This is a genomic window from Pseudomonas sp. NEEL19, from assembly GCF_028751975.1.
Classification (GTDB): Bacteria; Pseudomonadota; Gammaproteobacteria; order Pseudomonadales; family Pseudomonadaceae; genus Aquipseudomonas; species Aquipseudomonas juntendi.
In genome coordinates, this window is the sequence record NZ_CP081491.1 from 3869545 (window position 1) to 3889093 (window position 19549).

The 19549-nt window shown below is 61.2% G+C and carries 15 protein-coding genes and 2 pseudogenes; 5 read left to right on the forward strand and 12 right to left on the reverse strand.

Annotated elements, in window-relative coordinates; genetic code table 11:
* Nucleotides 1-214 precede the first annotated feature (214 nt).
* The 5 genes and pseudogenes from K4A76_RS17185 (at nt 215) to K4A76_RS17200 (ending at nt 5561) form a co-directional block, all read left to right on the forward strand.
* Nucleotides 215-1567 (forward strand): APC family permease, encoded by a 1353-nt coding sequence (locus K4A76_RS17185; protein ID WP_110679189.1) that lies wholly within the window; start codon nt 215-217, stop codon nt 1565-1567.
* Nucleotides 1568-1976: 409 nt separating this feature from the next.
* Nucleotides 1977-2792, forward strand: a pseudogene (locus K4A76_RS23930) (PDC sensor domain-containing protein); the annotation flags it as partial.
* Nucleotides 2793-3188: 396 nt separating this feature from the next.
* Nucleotides 3189-3698, forward strand: a pseudogene (locus tag K4A76_RS23935) (methyl-accepting chemotaxis protein); the annotation flags it as partial.
* A 144-nt stretch (nt 3699-3842) separates the two neighbouring features.
* Nucleotides 3843-4802 carry a cation diffusion facilitator family transporter gene (locus K4A76_RS17195; RefSeq protein WP_274410774.1) on the forward strand — a complete coding sequence of 320 codons (960 nt, stop codon included), beginning with the start codon at nt 3843-3845 and terminating at the stop codon, nt 4800-4802.
* Between the two features lie 60 nt (nt 4803-4862).
* On the forward strand, nt 4863-5561 hold the full coding sequence (locus K4A76_RS17200) for a CatB-related O-acetyltransferase (protein WP_274410775.1): 699 nt from the start codon (nt 4863-4865) through the stop codon (nt 5559-5561).
* Nucleotides 5562-5687: 126 nt separating this feature from the next.
* Here K4A76_RS17200 and K4A76_RS17205 read toward each other — a convergent pair whose 3' ends face one another.
* The 12 genes from K4A76_RS17205 to K4A76_RS17260 form a co-directional block, all read right to left on the reverse strand.
* On the reverse strand, nt 5688-6518 hold the full coding sequence (locus tag K4A76_RS17205) for a cache domain-containing protein (protein ID WP_274410776.1): 831 nt from the start codon (nt 6516-6518) through the stop codon (nt 5688-5690).
* Between the two features lie 139 nt (nt 6519-6657).
* Nucleotides 6658-7641 (reverse strand): SUMF1/EgtB/PvdO family nonheme iron enzyme, encoded by a 984-nt coding sequence (locus tag K4A76_RS17210; RefSeq protein WP_274410777.1) that lies wholly within the window; start codon nt 7639-7641, stop codon nt 6658-6660.
* Nucleotides 7638-9275, reverse strand: coding sequence for an arylsulfatase (locus K4A76_RS17215; protein ID WP_274410778.1), 1638 nt, complete (start codon nt 9273-9275; stop codon nt 7638-7640). The genes K4A76_RS17210 and K4A76_RS17215 overlap by 4 nt, the downstream gene beginning before the upstream one ends.
* A 13-nt stretch (nt 9276-9288) precedes the next feature.
* Nucleotides 9289-10074, reverse strand: coding sequence for a cyclase family protein (locus K4A76_RS17220; protein ID WP_274410779.1), 786 nt, complete (start codon nt 10072-10074; stop codon nt 9289-9291).
* A complete protein-coding gene (locus K4A76_RS17225; RefSeq protein WP_274410780.1) occupies nt 10071-11063 on the reverse strand; it encodes an NAD-dependent epimerase/dehydratase family protein in 993 nt (330 codons plus the stop codon). Before K4A76_RS17225 ends, K4A76_RS17220 begins: the two co-directional genes overlap by 4 nt.
* Nucleotides 11054-12046: a fumarylacetoacetate hydrolase family protein gene (locus K4A76_RS17230; protein WP_274410781.1), complete on the reverse strand. Its 993-nt coding sequence runs from the start codon at nt 12044-12046 to the stop codon at nt 11054-11056. The genes K4A76_RS17225 and K4A76_RS17230 overlap by 10 nt, the downstream gene beginning before the upstream one ends.
* Complete coding sequence (locus tag K4A76_RS17235; RefSeq protein WP_274410782.1) at nt 12043-12615, reverse strand: cupin domain-containing protein; 573 nt, start codon at nt 12613-12615, stop codon at nt 12043-12045. Before K4A76_RS17235 ends, K4A76_RS17230 begins: the two co-directional genes overlap by 4 nt.
* A 23-nt stretch (nt 12616-12638) precedes the next feature.
* Nucleotides 12639-13229, reverse strand: a complete 591-nt coding sequence (locus K4A76_RS17240; protein WP_274410783.1) for a malonic semialdehyde reductase — start codon at nt 13227-13229, stop codon at nt 12639-12641.
* A 16-nt stretch (nt 13230-13245) separates the two neighbouring features.
* Complete coding sequence (locus K4A76_RS17245) at nt 13246-14442, reverse strand: MFS transporter (RefSeq protein WP_274410784.1); 1197 nt, start codon at nt 14440-14442, stop codon at nt 13246-13248.
* Nucleotides 14443-14570: 128 nt separating this feature from the next.
* Nucleotides 14571-17021 (reverse strand): efflux RND transporter permease subunit, encoded by a 2451-nt coding sequence (locus K4A76_RS17250; RefSeq protein WP_274412306.1) that lies wholly within the window; start codon nt 17019-17021, stop codon nt 14571-14573.
* Between the two features lie 4 nt (nt 17022-17025).
* Entirely contained in the window at nt 17026-18123 is a 1098-nt protein-coding gene (locus K4A76_RS17255) for a WD40/YVTN/BNR-like repeat-containing protein (RefSeq protein WP_274412307.1), read from the reverse strand.
* A gap of 55 nt (nt 18124-18178) precedes the next feature.
* Nucleotides 18179-19543: a DUF1329 domain-containing protein gene (locus tag K4A76_RS17260; protein ID WP_274410785.1), complete on the reverse strand. Its 1365-nt coding sequence runs from the start codon at nt 19541-19543 to the stop codon at nt 18179-18181.
* Nucleotides 19544-19549: the final 6 nt, after the last annotated feature.

Sequence of the window (19549 nt, forward strand, 5' to 3'; positions counted from 1 at the left end):
CGATAAATATTTCAATGCCGTAACGTCTTGTCATGTTTAACTTGACACCCACCTACCCATCGTTTTTTATTTTCACCACTTTGCGCGCCCCCCATCGCGCCTTCCGCTGCTCCAACATAAAAGGTGAACAACATGGAGCCCACCCGCTCGCCCTTGCCGCATGCGCCATACCCCGTGCCCGCCGTTCGCGTCCAGCAACAGGAGCCATGCCAGCATGCAGCATGACCCTAGCGCTGCCGGCAACGGCCAACTTCGCAAAACCCTGCGCCTGTGGCACGTGATCATCATTGGCTTGGCCTACCTGACACCGATGACGGTATTCGACACCTTCGGCATCGTCAGCGGGATAACCGCCGGCCACGTGCCCAGCGCGTACATCCTGGCGCTGGCCGGTATCCTGTTCACCGCAGTCAGCTATGGCACCCTGGTGAAACGCTTCCCGCAGTCGGGTTCGGCCTACACCTACACCCAGCGCGCGATCAACCCGCACGTGGGTTTCCTGGTCGGCTGGTCGTCGTTACTGGATTACCTGCTGCTGCCAATGGTCAATGCCCTGCTGGCCAAGCTGTACCTCTCGGCGATGTTCCCGGAAGTACCCGCATGGGTGTGGGTGGCCGCTTTCGTGACCCTCATCAGCCTGATCAACATGCGCAGCGTGAACCTGGTGGCGCACTTCAACCTGCTGTTCGTGGGCGTGCAGGTGGCGATCATCGCCGTGTTCATCTACCTGTGCGTGCGTGGCCTGCACCACGGTGAAGGGCTTGGCACGGCCTGGAGCCTGATCCCGTTCGCCGACGGTCAGACCCAGTTCAGCGCACTGGCCGCCGGCGCGACCATCCTGTGCTTCTCGTTCCTGGGCTTTGACGCCGTCACTTGCCTGTCCGAAGAAACCCGCGACCCGGGCAAGACCATCCCGCGAGCGATCTTCCTCACCGCCCTGATCGGTGGCGTGGTGTTCATCACCGTGTCGTACTTCATCCAGGCCTACTTCCCGACCATGGCGCGATTCCATGACCACGAGGCGGCCCTGCCGGAAATCGCCCTGTATGTCGGGGGCAAACTGTTCCAGTCGGTGTTCATTGCCTGCACGGTGATCAACACCATCGCCTCGGGCCTGGCCTCGCAGACCAGCGTGTCGCGCCTGCTGTACGTGATGGGCCGCGACAACGTGATCCCGGCCCGCGTTTTCGCCCGCCTGCACGCACGCTACAAGACACCGGTACTGAACATTGCCGTGGTCGGCATCATTTCGCTGTCGGCGATCTTCTTCGACCTGGTGACTGCCACCTCGATCATCAACTTCGGCGCCCTGGTGGCGTTCAGCTTCGTCAACCTGTCGGTGATCAACCATTGCTACCTGCGCGAGGGCAACCGCAAGGGCCTGGCCAACCAGCTGAAGTACCTGGTACTGCCCACCATCGGCTTCTGCATCATCGTTTCGCTGTGGCTGGACCTGAATGCCCACTCGCTGATCTTTGGCGGTATCTGGGCTGCGCTCGGCCTGCTGTACCTGGGCTGGCTGACCAAGGCGTTCCGCTCGGCGCCCCCCAACTACGTGCCTGAATGACCCACGCTACCCACAACGCCCGCGCCTGGCCGCGGGCGTTGCAGTGTTCGAAAAGGAAAGCTCCATGCTGCTGCGCCGCCTCTCCATCCAATGGAAGATCACCTTGCTGGCCGGCCTTTGCCTGCTGGCCATCGTCGCCTTGCTGGTGGCCACCTCGCTGACTCAGGCACAACGCAGTGCCACGCTGGTCAACCAAGCCAACACCGCCATGCTCGACAGCAGCGCGCGGCAGCGCCTGGAAGCCCACGCCGAAACCCAGGCCCTGCGCATTCAGCGCTACTTCATGGACGCTTATCAATACGGCAATGGCTTTGCCCGCCTGGTGCAAGTGCTGCAAGCCCGAGGTGGCAACGACCTGCGCGCAGAACTCACCCGCCAGGCGCGAGCCAGCCTGGCCGGCAAACCTGACATGATCGGCCTGTACCTGGTGTTCCAACCCGATGCACTGGACCAGCAAGACAGCCAGTACCGCGGCCAGGACGCGGTGGGCAGCAACGAGAGCGGGCGCTTTTCGCTGTACTGGTCGCAGCCGCGCCCGGGCACCCTGGAGCGCGAAGCCATGCCAGAAGCGCTGCTCGGCGACGCCAGCATCGGCAGCAACGGCGCGGCGAAGAACCGCTGGCTGACCTGCCCACTGGAGACCGGCACAACCTGCCTGCTGGAACCGTATCTGGACGAGGTCAACGGCAGCCAGGTACTGATGACCAGCATCGCCCTGCCCTTGCTGGAACACGGCAAAGTGGTGGGCGTGGTCGGCCTGGATATCAGCCTGGACAACCTGCAGCAACTGAGCACAAACGGCCGCCGCGAGCTGTTCGAGGGTCAGGGCCAGGTGAGCATCGCCAGCGCGGCCGGTCTGCTGGCAGGCAATAGCCGCGACGCCAGCATGCTCGGCAAACCCGTTGAGCCTGCAGTTGCCGCTGGCCAGTTACGGGTTGCGCACCCCTTCACGCCCATTCCCGACGCCGCCCCGTGGCAGGTATTGCTGGAAGTGCCGGAAAGCGTGCTGCAGGCGCCCGCGGTAGCCCTCAATCAGCGCCTGGATGCGCACAACCAGCGTGCCAACCTGACCAGCCTGCTGATCGGCCTGGGCGCGGCAGTGCTGGGCTTGCTGCTGGTGTGGCTCACGGCCCGCGGGGTAACCCGCCCGATCCTGGCGGTGGCTGCCCGGCTTGAAGACATCGCCAGCGGCGAAGGCGACCTTACCCGCCGCCTGGACTACGCCCGCCAGGACGAACTGGGCCAGCTCAGCGCGTGGTTCAACCGCTTCCTCGACAAACTGCAGCCGGTCATCGCCCAGGTCAAAGGCTCGCTGCAGGAGGCCCGAGGCACCGCCGACCAGTCGGCAGCCATCGCCAGCCAGACCAGCGCCGGCATGCAGCAGCAACACCGTGAAATCGAGCAAGTGGCCACCGCGGCCAACGAAATGAGCGCCACCGCGCTGGATGTCGCCCATAACGCCGCGCAGGCGGCCCAGGCGGCACGTGCCGCCGACCAGGCCAGCCAGGAAGGCCTGCAGTTGATCGACAGTACCCGCCAGGGCATCGACCGGCTGGCACTGGACATGGACACGGCCATGGCCGACGCACGCGCCCTGGAGGGCCGCAGCACTCAGATCGGCACGGTACTGGAAGTCATCCGTACCATCGCCGAGCAGACCAACCTGCTGGCACTGAATGCGGCCATTGAAGCAGCCCGTGCCGGGGAAGCCGGCCGTGGCTTTGCCGTAGTCGCCGACGAGGTGCGCGGGCTGGCACAGCGCACGCAGGTGTCGGTGGAGGAAATTCGCCAGGTCATCGAAGGTTTGCAGCAAGGCACCCAGGATGTCGTGGGCGCCATGCACGAGGGCCAACGCCAGGCGCAGGCCAGTGCTGCACGCATGGAGCAGGCCCTGCCGGCACTGCAACGCATTGGCGAGGCGGTGGCGGTGATCAGCGACATGAACCTGCAGATTGCCTCGGCCGCGGAGGAACAGAGCGCAGTGGCCGAAGAGGTGAACCGCAACGTAGCCGGCATTCGCGACGTTACCCAATCGCTGGCAGGCCAGGCAGACGAGTCGGCTCGCATCAGCCAGGCCTTGAACCGGCTGGCCAACCAGCAACAAGCGCTCATGGAGCAGTTCCGCGTCTAATCTGTAAGGGCTTATTCGCGGGTAAACCCGCCCCCACAGGGACCCGCACTGGCCTTTGAAGCCATGCCCCCTGTAGGAGCGGGTTTACCCGCGAAGAGGCCCTCACAGGCACCACAGCATCATCGTTTTTGCCGAGCACACCTTATGCAAACCGCCCCCCGATCCTCGTTCTTCGACATCACCAGCGAACAGGGCCTGCTGCGCACCTCGATCGCCGTCACCCTGTTCATCGCCAGCATCGGCATCGCTTTCGGCGTGGCCTCCGGGTCGTTCTCGATCATGTTCGATGGCGTTTACTCACTGGTCGACGCCAGCATGAGCGGCCTGTCGCTGGTGGTGGTCAAGCTGATCACCTCGCATACCACCAGCGTGCAGATGTCGCGCAAGCTGCGCGAGCGTTTCACCATGGGCTTCTGGCACCTGGAGCCGATGGTGCTGGCACTCAATGGCATCCTGCTCAGCGGCGTGGCGGTCTATGCCCTGATCAACGCCGTCAGCAGCCTGCTGCAGGGCGGCCGACACCTGGAGTTCGGCATTGCCATGGTCTACGCGGTAGTGGCCGTGATCTGCTGCGTGACCATCGCCCTGGTCGAGGCCCGCGCCAACCGCCAGCTGAAGTCGGACTTCGTGGCCATGGATGTCAAGGGCTGGGTGATGTCGGCCAGCATCACCGCTGCGCTGCTGATCGCCTTCTGCTTTGGTTACGCGGTTCAGGGAACCTCATGGGAGTGGGTATCACCGTACATCGACCCGGCGGTACTGGCCCTGGTGTGCCTGGTGATTGTGCCGCTGCCGATGGCGGTGGTGCGCCAGGCCCTGGCGGACATTTTCCTGGTCACCCCAGGCGACCTCAAGCTGCACGTGGACGAAGTGGCCAAGGCCTTTGTCGCCCGCCACGGGTTGCAGTCCTACCGTGCCTATGTTGCCAAGGTCGGGCGCTCACGCGAGATCGAGCTGTACTTCATCGTACCCAAGGCCATGGCAGCGAAGACCATCGATGAATGGGACGCGTGGCGCAACGAGATTGGTGAAGCCGTGGGCGGTGAAGGGCCGAACCGCTGGTTGACGGTGGTGTTCACGGGCGACCCGGAATGGGCGGAGTAAGCGTTTGTTCATTGCAGAAGGCTTGCTAAGATCCCCCAAAAGCGTGATGCGATCAAAACTATGCTCAAAATATTCAAAGAACGACAATTCAAGAAAGCGTTCCGAAAACTGGGCGGCAAAGCCGCCGGAGGTTCTGGTTCCTTCAGCGCCCGTGCCTGCGCAACCATTGAGCAAGGTGTAAGCCTTGGACACGTCAGGGTAGAGTCGCCGTCGGTAACCATCGGTGCCCACACCTACATCAGGAGTGGCAGCACGTTATCCGTGATTTCTGCGATCGGCCGTTTTTGCTCGATCGGATCCGACTGCACACTGGGCCAGGAAAAGCATACCCACCCTACCGATTGGGTAAGCACGCACCCCTTCCAGTATGAAACGGGAGGCTTGTCCTATTCGCCAGGGGCCGCTTGGGTGACCCTGGGCCACGATGTCTGGGTCGGGCATGGCGCGACCATTTTGGAAGGTGTAGAGGTAGGCACGGGGGCAATCATTGCCACACGGGCAGTGGTGACAAAAAACGTGCCCCCCTATGCGATCGTTGGCGGAAACCCAGCCAAGTTCATCAAGTACCGGCATAGCGCTGAAGTCATTGAGCGGCTGCTTGCAAGCGAATGGTGGAACCTGGATGTCGAGTACCTCAAACGCCTGCCCATGAACGACGCCGAGGCATTTCTCAAGGCGATTGAAAATAGTGCACCCGCCGCCCCAGTACACTACTCGAAACTCTCCATCGCCAAGCGCAGGGTGCAAGAAGCGCCGTAGTGATTTCAGCTTTATCAAACTTCGCTGATGGCCTTTACGTTTGCGCGTCGAAGCTACTGATGAAGTAACGGCTTGATTTCCCGATTACATGAAGTTGCCCGAGTACAGCCCCACAACGGCATTTGCTTACTGGGAGCCCAGGTAGTAGCCCGTCGCGACGAGCAGATGACCGGTTTTACGCAGTAGCGCATATTTGTCTTCCACCTTGCCGGTCACCGGGTTACGCCAGCGGTAGCCGTACCCCCCTTCAGATCGACTCTTCATCATCTCGAGAATGGGCGCGCCGACCGGCTTGCCCTCGGGATCCTTGATGGTGGTGAACTCGACACCCAGCAACCTGCGGTTGTAGCCATGAGCCACGTAGCGACCATTGCGCAGATCGATGATGAAGAGATACAGGTCATCCTCATTGAAACGCGCGGACAGGTTGTTGATAGCCTGCAGGGTGGCTTCGGGCTCGAGCTCGATAGCTTCGACTGCGCGATTCAGAAACGCCTTGGCCTGGTCAGCCGTTGCGCGCGGTAGGTACATGCCAACGGCCAGTACCCGATCGCCCACGCGCTGGAAGAAAACCCGCTTGCGTTCAACTCTGCCGTCTTGCGCGTTCATCCAGCGGTATTCTGCCGATAGCACTTGCCCCTCGTCACCAGACAGTGCCTTGCGAAATCCTGCGCGAACCTCTGGCTCGAAGGCCTGGGTCACATCCCGACCAATCCAGGTGGCCGACGTCCCGCCGCTCGCCAAGAGCGTACCGTTGGTATCGACCACGAACACATAATGCTCATTATCGATGAACTCGCCTTGGCGGCTGAATGCAGCAAAAGCGATATCGCCCTGCACGCGGTAGTATTCCACCGCGCGCTGGAGCAACTGCCGAGCGCGTTGCTGTTCATCGGCCTTCGCCGAACCATAGCTCAGTAATAACAAAGCGCTGCACAAGCATGCAATCAAACGCATATTCCAATTCTCCTATACGCCCAGACGTACGAGCAATGCATACAGAAACCCGGTCGGGTTCACTTTGAATCAGTTAGCACAGAGGCCGGGGCCTCGATGCGTCCCACACCTATCGCCACAACTCCACGTGGGTCATGCATCAGGGCAAGATAGGGCGAATGGTCCGAAAACCGACATGCGACGTCGCCAAGTCAGCTTCCTGGCGTTCCCTGGCAGCCGCGCGGTAGCGAGCACAGTAGTTGCCCGAGCACAGATATGACCCCCCTTTGATAACCCTGGACGATGATCGGCCTGAGACTGCTCGCAACTGCCCGGGGTCGCCATTGGCATGGCCCATCAAGGGGCTCCACTGTTTATCGGTGGTCCACTCCCAGACATTGCCGATCATGTCGAACAAACCAAAGGCGTTAGCCGCGAAACAGCCAACCGGGGCCAGGCCGGCGTACCCGTCTTCGCCAATATCAATCAGCGGAAATGCGCCCTGCCAATAGTTGGCAGCGGGCTTCCCATCTTCATCCAGCGGCAGCTCGCCCAAGCGCTGGGAAGGGCCGCCTGCACGCGCCGCGTACTCCCACTCGGCCTCACTTGGCAACCGGTTGCCACGCCAGTTTGCATAGGCCTGGGCATCAGCCAGGGTCACTAAGGTGACAGGCCGCCCATCCAGGGCGGCAGGGGCAGCATCGGGGCCCTCAGGGTGGCGCCAGTCAGCGCCCCTGACCAGCCTCCACCAGTTCAAAGGGGTAATGTCTTGGGCGCCGTCCCGTGGCGGGCTGAATACGGCGGCCACACCCGCTCGCTCAGCTTCGGTGACATAGCCTGTGGCGGCCACGAAGGCACCGAACTGCGCACGAGTCACCTCGGTACGATCAATCCAGAAGTCGCCAACATCCACGGCTCCCAAAGGGCGCTCATCCGGATACCCCCTTTCATTGCCTGGTGTGAAACGCCCCCCACTTATACGGATCATGCCGGCCAGTGGTTCGCTTTCCCAGCCGTTGGGCAAACCGTCATAAGCCTCGCATGTGGTGCGACTGCCCAGCACCGGTGCAGGACGAGGCCATACCACGGCCACCGCCAACACAACGCCCGCCAGAATAAAACCGCTGATCCACCAACGCTTCATGGTTTGGCGGCTTGGGGTGGGGCAACCACGCCTACTTGACGCGCATAAGCCTGCCAGGCCTGTTTGAGCCGCTCCATGGTCTGCGGCTGGCTATCTGCCAGGTCGTGCTGCTCGCCACGGTCGCGGGACAGGTCGAAAAGCTGCCAACGCAGAGGCTGGGGTGCCTCGCCCGGCTTCGCCCACGGGACCAGGCCCAGCAACTTCAAATCGCCTTCCCGGTAGTAGCGGCTGCCGAACAACTCGCCCGCCATGACTCCGTCATGACGCGCTTTGCCCTGAAGCATCGGCAGCATTGAGCGACCCGTGATGGGATGCTTGGCCTGGCCGTGATAGGTATCACCTGGATCAGGCAAAGATGCCAGGGCGAGAAAGGTCGGCGCCAGATCATCGACGCGCGCCACGCTGCGCTCCAAACCTTGGCGCCGCAGGCTGACAGGAAGCTGGACGATGGCAGGAACGCTGATGCCGCCCTCGGCAGTGGTACCCTTGAACAGACGCATCGGCGTCGCGCTGACCTCCGCCCAACGCAGCCCATAGTCGATCTGCGAGCCGCGACGCCCTATGTTTTCCAGGCTGTTGTCGGTGTCTGGGCCTGCAGGGTAGAACACCTCATGGCGCTCCCCTGCGGCGCCGTTATCAGACATGAACACGATCAAGGTGTTGTCCAGCTGTCCGCTCTCGCGCAGATAGTCGAGCAACCGACCTATGTTGTGATCAAGGTTGTCCACCATGGCAGCGTAAATCTCCATCTTGCGGGCCTCGACCTGCCGCTGCTGCGCATTCAGCTCTTTCCAACCTGGTAATTGCGCAGTTACCGGCAGTGGTGCCGCCGCCTGGAAATCAGCCGGCATCAAACCCTTCTCTTTCATCCGCGCAACACGCGCCGCCCGCACTTCGTCGTAGCCGCCGTCATAGCGACTGCGGTATTTATCGAGGTAAGGCTCAGGCGCCTGCAAAGGCCAATGCGGCGAGGTGAAGGCGGCATAAGCAAAGAACGGCTTGTCGCTACCCTCACCCGCTCTGAGGTAGCTGATCAGCTTATCGGTATAGAAATCGGTGGAATAGAAATCTTCCGGCAGCTCCACCGGCTGGCCGTTTTCACGGTAGGTAATCTGCTCGATCTTCGCTTTGGATCCGGGAGTGGGCTTGAAGTGCACGCCACCGCCCTCAAGCAGCGTGAACGACTGCTCGAAACCACGTCTATCAGGCCCTTGTTCGGGCGCCAGCCCCAAGTGCCATTTGCCCACCATGCTAGTGCGATAACCACCATCACGCAGCAGCTGCGCGATGGAGTGTGCCTGTTGATTGAGATAGCCCTCGTAACCCGGCTTGCCTCGCTGGAAGGGCTGGATGGCCTCGCCCATGGTACCCAGGCCTGCCAAATGGTTATCTGTACCGGACATCAGCATGGCTCGGGTCGGCGAACAGGTCGGCGCCGCGTACATGCTGGTCAGTTGCAGGCCATTGACGGCCATGCGATCAAGATTGGGCGTTTCGATCTCGCCACCAAATGCACCCAGGTCGGAGTAACCGAGATCGTCCGCGACGATCAGCAGAATATTGGGCCGGTCGGCTGCCACTACGCTGGCACTTGCCAGGCAAATCGCGACGGTCAGTAAGGCAGAAAGGCGCACGGCAAACTCCTTTTTATTCTTCGAAGATAGCCACGGCGCGCACAAAGCCCGCTGAGGCATGCTTGATCTTGTAGGGGAAACACGAAACCTGGAAACCGTTGGCCGGCAAGCTGTGCAAATTGGCGAGCTTTTCCATCTGGCCGTAGCCGATATCCCGCCCGGCCTTGTGACCCTCCCAGATCAACGAGGCATCGCCCGTTTCGTCGAAACGCTGCCGTGTATATTTGAACGGGGCATCCCAGCTCCAGGCGTCGGTCCCGACCACCCGTACCCCGCGTTCCAACAAGTACAGCGTGGCTTCGCGCCCCATACCGACACCGGCCTCCAGGTACCCTGGCTGACCGAACAGGCTGCCTGCGCGGGTGTTGACCAGCACGATGTCCAGCGGTTGAAGATGATGCCCGATGCGGTCCAGCTCAGCCTCGACCTGGGACGCGCTCACCACATGCCCATCAGGGAGATGACGGAAGTCCAGTTTGACGCCTGGTTGCAAGCACCACTCCAGCGGCAGCTCATCGATACCGAATGCCGGCTGACCGCCATTTGTGGTCGACGCATAGTGCCAAGGCGCATCCATGTGCGTGCCACTGTGAGTGGTGATGTCCAGCCGCTCGGCGGTCCAAGATTCATCGCCCGGCATTTGCTCCTTGCGCAAGCCTGGAAACATCGCCGCCATCTCTGGCCAGCCCTGCTGGTGATCCATGTAAACGATCTTCGGCAGCAAGGGCGGCGGGTCGGTGTAGGGGTTGTTGTCGAGTGTGACGGACAAATCGACCAGGCGACGCTTCTTCTGGCTCATGATGGTGCTCCTGCAAGAGACGGGACGGGACGACGCGCTCGTGGCGTCGCGGGCAGATTCAGGGCATTGCGCAGCAGCGCGGCTGCGGACCCGTCGTGGTGGAAACCGAGGGCCTTGGCCTGCGGTGTGCGCAGCGGCGGATAACAGCCGAAGCGTGCCTCCAGTTCAGGCTCCGGAGCGAAGCTGAGCAGGCTGCGTGGCTCTTCGCCAAACCAGATCGACAGCGCGTCCAGCACCTGCTCGATCGATAGCTGTAACACGGGCAACTGAATAACCCGGCTCGCCAGTTCGCCTCGCAATTCAGCGGCGTGCACTAAGTTGTCCACACAACAACGAACCGACATCCACCAGGCCGTGGCTTGCGCTGAAACTGGGCACACATAGTGTTCGCCTGCCGCAAACGCCTGCAGCAGATCGCTCATGAAGGCCGACTTCAGCCCCCGCGACTGACGCGCACGGGCGACGATACCGGGCAAGCGCAGCGCAACTCCATCCACCTCACCACGCCGAGCCAGGTCGACGAGCTGAGATTCGACGATGAGTTTGTGGGTGGCGTACGACGACTGCGGCAGACAGGCTGATGCCTCGTCCATGCGCAAAGCAAGATTGCTGCCGTATACCGCGATGCTACTGGCGTAAACCAGACGGGGCGCACGGTCTGCATTACGCAACTGATGCAGCAATTCCAGGCTGGCCCTCAAGTTAACTTCGTAGCCCTGCTCGTAATTCGCCTCGGCAGCACCGCCCGGCACGCTGACCAAGTGGAACACGACATCGACACCGTCAGCGAGCGCGCGCCGCACCAACGCGGTATCGGCCACACTGCCGCAATATCGGCGGATGCGCTTGTCCTCGGGAAAGCCGTCCAGGCTTTGGTCCAGCAGCAGCAAAGCCTCTACAGGCTGGCCGCAAAGCACGCCATCGGCCAGCAGGCGCAGTGAGAGCTCGCGCCCGACGAATCCGTTGGCACCGGTGATCATCACTCGCATGGGGTTACCTCCTGCACCACACGCTGGTCCAAGGCACCGAACAACGCGCTGCCGTCGGCACAGCGTGCTTCCATGCGGATGCGATCACCAAAACGCATGAAACCTGTGCGTGGTGCACCCTGCTCAATCATCTCGATGGCCCGTCGCTCGGAAATGCAGGCCGAGCCGACGCCGCGGTCACGGTTAGAGACCGTACCTGAACCAATCAGCGTGCCGGCACTCAGCCGTCGAGTCAGCGCCGCATGGGCAATCAACTGATCGAAGCCGAAATGCATGTCGCCGCCATGCGGATGCCCAAACCACTCACCATTCCATTCGACCTGCAACGGTAGGTGCACGCGCGCATCGCGCCAGCTCGCACCCAGCTCGTCGGGGCTCACCGCCACCGGCGCAAAGCTGGAGGACGACTTGGCTTGGACGAAGCCAAAGCCAGTGCGCATTTCACGCGGCGCCAGTGCGCGCAGGCTGACGTCATTGACCTGCAGCAGCAATCGGATGTGCTGACGCGCCTGCTCGGCCGTGCACCCCATCGGTACCGCGTCGACCAGAACGGCGAATTCACCCTCGAAGTCGATACCATGGGCCTCGCTGGGCAGGGAGATGTCCTGACGCGGACCTAGAAAGTCATCGCCCGCACCTTGGTACATCAGCGGCGTGTGCGCTACCCCTTCGATAGGGTCAAGGTTGAACGCACGTTGCATCAGCTCGCTGTGGCTGAGAAAGCACGACCCATCCAGCCATTGCCAGGCGCGCGGTAGCGGTGCCATCACTTGTCCTGCGTCGAAATCGAACGCGCCCTTCAAGTTGCCGCGGTTCAGTGCGTCATAGCGACATTGCAGCGCGTGCTCCACACTCGACCAATGGTCGATAGCGGCCTGCAGAGTCGGCGCAAGATCGGCGGCACTCACAGCGCGCGTCAAATCGCGCGAGACCAACAGCAGACGGCCATCACGAGTGCCGTCATTCAACGTTGCCAATTTCATTCGACCAGCTCCCTTAATTCATCGGCATAGCGGCCATCGAGCAGGATGAAGACCATGCGCGCCATCTGCTCGGTACGGTTACTCCACGCATGATTGGTACCGCGCTGCACCACGATGTCGCCGCGCTTGAGGTGAACATCCACACCGTCGAGCACCAGCCAGACCTCGCCTTCGGTGACAATGCCGTAGTCCAAGGTCTCGGTGCGGTGCATCAGCTTATGCTTCGAGTCTGGCTTGCCGGTGCCGGCCTGCGCTTGACCGATCTCGGCGAACGCGGCGGCAGCCTCCTCGGCGCTAACCTGGTTCTGCAGGCTGTCCGGTGGAATGTCGACCACCCGGATGACACTGCCTGATGCAGCGGGACCGAGCTGCAAAGGTCTATTCGTGGGATCGCCAGAATTATCCAGAGATGCTGGGCTGTCGTGGCTCCTCCATACCTCGTAGAACACCGTGCCGGGCACGGCCTTGAGCGGGAAGTTATTGGGCGTTTCACCCGCCATGGCGACAACAGCGCGGCCGTTGCCGTCATGGCCCGTGACGATGCGCCGGAATGCAGGAAGTGTTTGCATACGAAGACTCCTAAGCCGTGAATTCACAGCACCTGACAAACTTGCTTGAAGGGCAGCCGCGGCCCAGCCGGGCGCAAGCCCTCTGCATCGCCATAACCCAGGCTGCAAAGGAAATTGCTGCGCCAGCGTCCGTCCGGGAAAAATGTGGCGTCTACCCGGTCGGCATCGAAGCCGGACATCGGCGCGCAATCCAGGCCCAGTGCCCGGGCGGCAAGCATCAGGTAGGCACCCTGCAAGCTACTGTTTCGAAGGGCCGCAACGAAGGTCGACTGGGGGTCATCGCGATAAACAGCCGCAGCGTCATAAAGCGGAAACAGCTCGGGTAGGTGCTCAAAGAAGCGGCTGTCCCAAGCGACGATGACCGTCACGGGTGCATGCAGCACCTTCTCGCCGTTGTGCCCCTTGAGCGCTGGCAACAGCTTGTGCTTGGCCTCGGTGCTGGCCAGGAATACAAAGCGCGCCGGGCAACAGTTGTTGCTGGTCGGTCCCTGCCGCAGCAGCTCGTACAGCCGATGTAGCAGATCGGTAGGCACCGGGCAATCTTGCCACTGGTTATGCGAGCGGGCCGTCAAAAACAGTTGGTCAAGCGTCGTGGAGTCGGGCAGATAGGTCATGGACAACCTCTACGGGTCAGGCAAGCGCAGCGGCCGGTTCGGCCAAGGCGCGGAATACGCGATGCAAAACAAGGCAGACCAGCGCCAGCACGAATTGCATGATGGCGATCCAGACCAGCACTGTTGGCAAGGCGGCAAGCTGGCCGCCTGTGAAGGCAATCACCACCAATGGGCTGAGGAACTCCCCGGCGAACAGTGCCGCCGTGAAGCCGCCCGCTGCACGGCCGCGCTGGGCAAAGCTGACCTTGCTCATTACCCAGGTGATCAGGGCCGGTAACATCAGGCCAACTCCGAGCCCGTTGACCAGCACGGCGACAATGACCCACCCATGGCTACCCGCCTTCGCCATCAGCAAACCGCCCAGCCCGGCGGTGGCGAATGCCAGCAGCATCACGGTCTGCCGACGCAGGCCTGTCAGCAGCCGGAAAAGCAGTGCACCGATCAGCACGCCAAGCTGGTTCGCGCCCATGGTCATGCCAATCTGCTGCGGGGCGTCCACCTGCAAGAGGGTAAGCAGATACCCCGCCTGTACCGGAACGATGAACAGGCTGATGCCGGCCAGGATGGTCAACGCATAGAGCGGCAACAGCGCATTCCATGGAAACCTCTCGGGCGCTGCCTGATGTGAGCTCGCCTCCAAGGGGCTTGGTTCCCAGAGACACCGGGCCATGATCGGCAGTAGAAGCACCCCGGCGGCATAGAGCATGAATGGCAAGCGCCAATCGTTCTGCCCCAAGGCACCGCCCAACGCGATGAACACCGCTGCCGAAAGCGAGGTGGCGACCATCTGCAACGCGAACAGCCGTTCACGTCGAGAGCCTTGGTAATAGTCGCCCATCAGCGCGGTACAGCAGGTCATGATTCCGGCCTCCGCCAAGCCAAGTCCGGCCCGGCTGGCGACAATCGCCGGCAGCGACTCCAGCCACAAAGGCAACAGACCGCAAAGCGTGTACAGCATGAGCGAACCAAGCAGCAGGGGTTTTCGCCCCAGACGGTCAGCAATCATTCCGGCAAAAGGGGCCAGCAATGCGATCACTAGCGCCGGAATGGTCAACGCGATGGGCGTCAGAATCGCGACGCTCGGCGTGTCGGCGAAATGCTCCTGCATACGCGGCAGGATCGGCGCGATCAATACCGCCCCCAATACCGGCAGACAGCTACCGAACAGCAGCAGCGCGGATTGCGCGAGCCCCGCTTGGCGATCAGTGCTCATGGCTCACCTCATACGGCAGGATGCCCCAGAACATGGCTCCGTAAATGATGAGCCCCTCATGGAGGCTATTGAGCAGCAAGGTCAGTCGTTTCATTGGCGATGCCTATTGTTGTTTTGGAAAGTCGAGTTCAGCCATGGGCTACGCGTGGCGCAGGCATGACAGCATCTGCAGGTTGGGCATGTACCTCATGATCGGCCGCATGCTCGACCAACGGGGCATGGCGCTTGCCGACAGGAAGAAGGAAATAGGCCAGGGCCGGGAGCAACAGCAGCGCACCGACCATGTTCCAGACGAACATGAACGCCAGGAGAATGCCCATGTCGGCCTGGAACTTGATCGGAGAGAACGCCCATGTACCCACACCAATGGCCAGGGTGACGCCGGTCAGCATGACCACCTTGCCGGTCGAGAGCAGCGCACGGTAATAGGCCTGCGAAAGGCTTGCCCCCTCGCGCAAATGGCCGAGCATGATGCTCATGACATACAGCGCGTAGTCCACGCCGATGCCCACGCCCAAGGCGATGACCGGCAGCGTTGCGACCTTCACGCCAATCCCTAGCCAGACCATCAGCGCCTCGCAAAGAATCGAGGTGAGCATCAGCGGGATCACCGCGCACAGTGTGGCGCGCCAGGAGCGGAAGGTGATCAGGCACAGCAGAATCACCGCACCGTAGACCCAGAACAGCATCTCTCGGTTGGCCTGTTTCACGACAATATTGGTGGCCGCTTCGATACCCGCGTTGCCAGCCGCAAGCATAAACTGCACTTCTTCAGTGTCGTTGGCAGCAGCAAAGGCTTCGACATGATCCACCAGACGAGTCAGCGTCTCGGCCTTGTGGTCGGTGAGGTAAACATACAGGGTCAGCAGGTTGCACGCCTCGTTGTAGAGCCCTCGAGGTGCGCTGGCGGTGATCATGTTCAGCGTCGCCTGGTTGTTTTGCAGCTCGTACCACTTCGGACTGCCTTCGGACAGGCCGACCAGCATGCGACGATTGAGTAACGCCAGCGAATTGGTCGAATCCACGCCTTGCAGGCTGCGCAACTGCCAGTCCAACTGGTCGACCTTGCGCAGGATGTCGTAACGCGCACAGGCGCCCGCCGGTGTATGGACCATCACCGCGAACAAGTCGCTACTTGCGCCGTAGTGTCGGGTGAGAAAAGCATCATCCTGGTTATAACGCGAATCGGCTCGCAGTTCCGGCGCCCCTGGGTCCAGATCGCCAACGCTCAGGTGTAGGCTGACCATGAAGCCCAGCACCGCCAAGGCAAGGCTCACTGCCACGCACAGGCCGGCCCAAGGACGACGGGTGAACAGATCGAGAAAGCGCCAGAAGGCGTGCCGTGCCTGACCACACTGCTCGGCTCGCTCGCTCTTGAGGCTGAGTTGCGCGGCCTTCGGGCTCACCCCCACATAGGAGAGCAGCACCGGCAAGAGGATCAGGTTGGTGAAGATCAGCACTGCGACGCCCAAGCTGGCGATGATGGCGAGATCCTGAATGACCTGGATCTTGATAATCATCAGCACAGCGAAGCCCACGGCATCGCATAGGAGCGCAGTAAGACCGGCCAGAAACAGCCGTCGGAACGTGAAACGTGCCGCCACCAAACGATGCATGCCACGCCCGATGTCCTGCATGATGCCGTTCATCTTCTGCGCGCCATGGCTCATTCCAATCGCGAACACCAGGAACGGCACCAACACCGAGTACGGATCCAGCTCGTACCCCAGCAAGGGCAGCAGGCCAAGCTGCCAGACCACCGCCACCAGTGAGCAGATGACCACCAGCAGTGTGCTTCGTACGCAGCGGGTATAGCTGTAGAGCACAACCGTGGTGATCAGGATCGCGGCGGCGAAGAACAGCAGAATTTGCTCCAGACCTGCAATCAAGTCGCCGACCTTCTTGGCGAACCCGGTCACGTGAATGGCAATGCTGTCGCTCTGAAAGCGGCTGCGCAGTTCCTCGATCTGGGAAGATAGTTGTGCATAATTCAGCGGCTGACCGTCGGCAGTGCTCGCCAACAGAGGGACGTAGATAATGCTGGAGTGCTGATCGAACGATACCAACTGGCCAATCTCGTTGGACAGTTGCACGTTGCGTCGCAGTTCTGCCAGCGAATCAGGCCCGCCGTCGTATTGATCAGGGATCACCGGCCCCCCGTCCAGGCCCTCCTCGGTCACCGATACCCAGCGTGTGGCGGGAGTCCACAACGACTTCATGAAAGCACGGTCAACGCCAGGAAGCAGGTAGATCTGATCGCTCAGCGCCTGCAAGGTCTTCATGTAGTCGGCGTCGTAGATATCGCCTTTTTTATTGGCGACAGCAATACGCAGCGCGTTACCGAGGCCAGACAACTCCTTCTGGTTCTCCAGATAGTTGACGATGTAGGGGTGCCCGGTGGGAATCATTTTTTCGAAGCTAGCGTTGAGCTCAAGGCGGCTCGATTGCCAGCCCAGCAGCAGCGTGCTCACCAGGCAGACCAGCAGTACCCAGTGCCGGTGATTGAACAAGGCTCGCTCAATCAACGAACCGGAACGCGGGTCGAAGGCTTGCTGGCTGGCAGACGTATTGAAAGTCATGAAATCACTCCGAAACCTTCGCAGCAGATGAAGACAGCTGAGACAGACCGGTAAACCCAGCAGCGACCAGACTGCCGTCCGCGGCCTGGGCCAGCCCGGCAAGAGGACGCCCTTGGGGTGGGATCAGCTGCTGCAGACGGTGGCTGGTAGCCCCCAAAACGAACACGGCACCCACTTGGTTGGCTAGCAGCACTCGGCCATCATCAAGGCGCGTGCCGTCGCTGAATGACACCGGTGTTGGCACTTCCAGCGGTTCGATTACCCTGCCAGCGCTGCGGATGAGGAAAACATTGCCTTTCAGACCGCCAAGCAACAGCGAGCCGTCCTGTCTCGGCACCAGCGTAAAAAATGTGCCCTCATAGGGGCTTGGCAGTTGCTCGAAGTGCCGACCATCATCGCTGGAGCGGGCCAGGAAACCCTGCTCACCGGCCAAGTACCAGTCACGGCCTTGTTGAGCTACCGCATACAGATGCAAACCTGTCGGGTTGTCGATCTGGCCGACAACCGACTGCCAAGTCCTTCCACCATCGGCAGTACGCAGCGCCATACCATAGGCGCCGACGACCAGGCCGTGCTGTTGATCGGTAAAGTGCAGGTTCAGTAGCGGTTTGTCCGCGCCCTCATCCATTAGCCGCTGCGCCGTTTCGACACGTGCCTGAGCCGCATCGACATCCGCTGTTACGCCTACCGCCTGCTGTGCGGCAAGCAATTCCAACTCGGCAGCGTGGTGCCCTTCCAACTGCACCTGCCAGCTCTCCCCGCCATCTTCACTGAACAACACCACACCGCCATGGCCTACCGCCCAGCCATGTTGGGCATCAACGAACTGCACGGCCGTCAAACCTACGGAAACCGGCACGCTGGCCTGACGCCACGTCAGGCCATTGTCATCTGACAACAGGATCAACCCCCGCTCGCCCACGGCAACCAGCCGATCCTCGGCACGCACGACACTGCTGAAAACGGCATGTGTTGCATTCACTGTCCGCATCGCTGGACTCTGTAGCACGCCAGCCACAGCCAGCGGCTGAGCTTGGGTGGCTAACGAAAAGGGCAAGGCAAGGGTTAAAAGAAAGCCGCTTGTCCATCTCGATCTGCTCATCATTCACCTCGAACTGCATCGAACAGGGAGGACTCATGGCCCTCCCGATCAGGCTCTAGCGCACGCCTCGGCCGGCCATCGCTGCTGGCGAAAACTCGGAGGACTTATAGCGATCGACGATCGCGTACTGCTGTGCCTTGCCCGCATAGAGGTTCTGGATGAACCAGGTGTTGGAGGTCAGGTCGTAGAAACCTGAGGAAAGTTGAGCCACTGCAGGGATGTCCGGCATGACAGCTGGCAGCGACCAGAGACTCTTCGACAGTCGGCCGTTGGCATCCCAGCGATCACCCAGAATGGCCTGCCAAGTGTCCTCGTCGAGGTAGTAGCGCCCTTTCGGCAACTGATGGCGCTTGCCAGGGGCAAGCTCTGCCTCGACGACCCACACGCGATGCAACTCCCAGCGCACGTAATCCGGGTTCATATGGTGCTTGCCCAGCACATCTTCTGGGTTGCTCGCGGTTTGCACTTTGTTGGTGTTGTAGGGGATGTACATTTCCTGCTTGCCCACCAACTTCCAGTTGAAGCGGTCCATGCGACCTTGGAATACATTCAACTCATCGAAGGACATGACGCCAGCGGTGGCCGGAGTCGGCGTGTCGCAGCAGGCGTTGGGCAGCTTGCGCACACGTCTCTGACCCGCCAGATAGACGTGAGCCTGGCTTTTATCGCCGTTCAGGTTGGTGCGTCCCATGATTTGCTCGCCCGCACGTAGGGCTGGCCCCACGTTGGTCAATCGGAACAACCAATAATCGCCATCGAACTTGTCTGCCGAACCTTCCGGGTAGTAATAGGGCATCTCTTGGATGGCCTTGCCGTCCGTAGTCATGACTGGCGTACCCTCGGCAGTGACCAGGTAATGCCGGAAATCCATGGCCAGCGGTGTACCACGCCAGTTCAGGAGGTGGTTCCACATCGCCTCGCTGCCGTTTTTCGGTACCGGGAACGGAATACCCCCATAAGCGCCCTCAGGAATCAGGCCCGCACTGCTCTCGACCAGCTTGGCGTTCCGGGCATTCTTTGCCGTATTGTCGTACACCCACTGAGGTGCGGCCGCCGTACGGTGCGTCGGGTAGATATCCAGGCGATAGGTGTCTGGGTAGCGCTTAAGCATCTCTTTGGTGCCATCGCTAATCTTGCCTTCGTACTGGGCCATGTTCTTCGCGGTAATACTAAACAGCGGCTTTTCCGAGGCAAATGGATCGCCACGTTTGCCTCCGGGTTTGTAGGAGGGATCGACCGTAGTCATGCCTCCAGTCCAGGCAGGGATACTGCCGTCGGCGTTGCCGGATGCTTCGGCGCCGAACGGTGTCAGGCTTTTGCCAAGATCGTCGGCGGTAGCAGCGATCACCGGCTGCAAGCTCAGGGCCATCGCTCCTGCGAGCGTCAGGAAAAACGTCTTGAGTGCAAACTGACTAGCCATGTGCGC